The organism is Mesorhizobium sp. M7A.F.Ca.CA.002.05.1.1 (genome assembly GCF_003998335.1).
GTDB lineage: Bacteria > Pseudomonadota > Alphaproteobacteria > Rhizobiales > Rhizobiaceae > Mesorhizobium.
On the sequence record NZ_RZQI01000860.1, the window covers coordinates 1 to 2,512 of the forward strand.

Here is a 2,512-nt window from a genome sequence, read left to right on the forward strand (position 1 = left end):
ATGGGCAAGCAGCTCCTGTTGCTTTCCGTGCCCAAGGGTTTCGAAGTCGATGACGTGCTGCCATCGATGCTTCAGTACGAGATCGACGGTTTGATCGTCACGTCAGCTGTGTTGTCGTCGCGAATGCGCGACATCCTGCACAACAGGAACACTCGGGTGGTTTTGTTCAACCGCTCCGTCGACGACTTTTCGATCAATTCAGTGTGCTGCGAGAACAGGTCGGCTTCTATGGAAGTTGCCGCCCTTCTTGTTGCCGCAGGGCATAGGCGTATAGCCCTTATAGGGGGCCGCCCTGATACGTCGACCCACCGCGAACGTAGCGCCGGCTTTCAGGATGAATTGCGCCGCCATGGAGTCCAAATCATTGGCGAGCAATTCGGCGAAAACACCTATGGCGGGGGTTACAGGGCAGCGATCAATCTGCTGTCCGGCCCGACTCCCCCGGACGCCATCTTCTGTATCGCCGATGTCATGGCGCTTGGCGCGCTGGATGCCGCGCGCTTCGGGCTTGGGCTGAAAGTTCCGCGCGATGTTTCCATCGTGGGCTTCGATGACATTCCCTCGGCCGCCTGGCCGGCATACGACCTCACCACCTTCCGCCAGCCGATCGAGGCGATGGTGGGGCGGTCCCTGTCCCTGCTGTTTGATCCGGCAGACTTTCCACCAGCGGCTATTCGCATACCCGGCGAACTGATCATTCGCGGCTCTACCAACATTGGTCCTGCAACCGCCTGAGCTGATCAACGCCAGATACTAATTTAGCAAATACATATGCATACGTATTCTCAATTTGAGGAAATGGAGAGTGATTTATGGAGGAAAATCAAGTCGCGCCAAATTTCAGGCTGGACGGAAAACGGGCGCTTGTTACCGGAGCCGGGCGGGGGCTGGGACTGGCCGCCGCTCATGCGCTCGCCCACTTTGGTGCCGAGGTCGTTCTGGCCGCCCGCACATTGAGCGAGGTGGAGGCTGCCGCGGCCAATATCACTCGCGCGGGCGGACAAGCCGAAGCCATCGCTCTCGATATCCGGGACGTTTCGGCAGTGAGTGAAGCTGTTTCACACAGGCCGGCTTTTCACGTGCTGGTCAATAATGCCGGGATGAACCGCACCAACCCATTCCTTGACGTAACGCGGGCCGATTTCGACGACATCATCGGGCTCAACCTGCGCGCTTCCTTCTTTGTAGCGCAGATCGTCGCGCGGCGCATGGTCGAGCAAGGCGTGGGCGGAAGCATCATAAATATGTCGTCGCAGATGGGCCATGTCGGCGCCGCGACGCGCAGCGTCTACTGCGCCTCTAAATGGGCGATGGAGGGGATGACCAAGGCTACGGCAATAGATCTGGCTCCATACAAGATCCGTGTCAACACCGTCTGCCCGACGTTTGTCGAAACGCCGCTCGCTCAGAATTTTCTCAAGAATGAGGCCTTCAGGGCGGAGGTGCTGTCCAAGATAAAGCTTGGCCGCATCAGTCATGTCGACGACATAACCGGGGCGGTTGTCTTCCTGGCGTCCGATGCATCCTCTCTCATGACGGGATCGTCCATGATCATCGACGGCGGTTGGACTGCGGACTAAGAACCTGCTGGAGGGTCGCATGATCTGGATGCCGGACAGGCGAACCCCGGAATGAGAGCGCGATTTCAGGAACGGCGCTCGTAAGCCTTCGTGCCCGAGGTTTGGCGGGCGGTGTTCTGATCGGATCGGCGGCGAGCCGGGCGCGCCATCAGCGTCGCGAAAAGCCGTCGAGCATCACTGCGAAGATGATGATGGCGCCTTTCAGGATCGCCTGTTGGGCGGGTCCGACGCCAGTGATGCTCAACCCATTGTCGACGACGCCGATGATCAGCGTACCGAGCAGCACGCCGACGATGCTGCCCTTGCCGCCCGACAGGCTGACGCCGCCGATGGCAACCGCGGCGATCGTCGATAGTTCGAGGCCGGTCGTCTGCGCCATCGTGGCGCTCATGTAGCGCGACATGCTGATTACGGCGCCGATCGCATAGAAGCTGCCGGCAATGGCGAACACGATGATGCGCACGCGCACCACGCGCACGCCGCTGATGAAGGCCGATCGGGAATTGCCCCCAACGGCGTAGATTTCGGCCCCGAAAGCGGTCCGGTGCAGGACGAAATAGCTGAGCGCCACGATCGCGAAGAACAGGATGACCGGGTTGGGCACGTAGAGCAGGCTGCCCTGGCCGATGAAGGCAATGCTCGAGGGGATGCTGTCGACGAAGCCACTGCCGGTCACCTGATAGGCGAGCCCGACGCCGATTTGCCAGACGCCAAGCGTCACGATCAGGGATGGCAACCGCAGCCGTGCCACGAGGAAACCGTTGGCGGTGCCGAACGCGACGCCAACGAAGAGCATCACCGGGATGGCGAGAAGCGGAGAGATCGCGATGCCGAGAAGGCTGAATTGCGGGTTGGTGGTGACGAGGCTGCCGCCGACCATCAGCGTCACCGCCACGATGCCGCTCACCGAGAGATCGAGGCCTACCGTGAGC

3 protein-coding genes are annotated in these 2,512 nt (G+C 60.6%); 2 read left to right on the plus strand and 1 reads right to left on the minus strand.

Annotated elements, in window-relative coordinates:
* A partial coding sequence (locus tag EN939_RS29620; protein ID WP_127271226.1) for a substrate-binding domain-containing protein occupies positions 1-735 on the plus strand: 735 nt, incomplete at its 5' end.
* A gap of 77 nt (positions 736-812) precedes the next feature.
* Positions 813-1,580, plus strand: a complete 768-nt coding sequence (locus tag EN939_RS29625; RefSeq protein WP_127271227.1) for an SDR family NAD(P)-dependent oxidoreductase — start codon at positions 813-815, stop codon at positions 1,578-1,580.
* 148 nt (positions 1,581-1,728) lie between these two features.
* Here EN939_RS29625 and EN939_RS29630 read toward each other — a convergent pair.
* The coding region (locus EN939_RS29630) for an ABC transporter permease (protein ID WP_164751327.1) at positions 1,729-2,512 on the minus strand (784 nt) is incomplete at its 5' end.

Bases quoted from the DNA above. Each gene is read 5' to 3' on its own strand.
- EN939_RS29625 (WP_127271227.1), top strand. From the start codon at position 813: ATGGAGGAAAATCAAGTCGCGCCAAATTTCAGGCTGGACGGAAAACGG.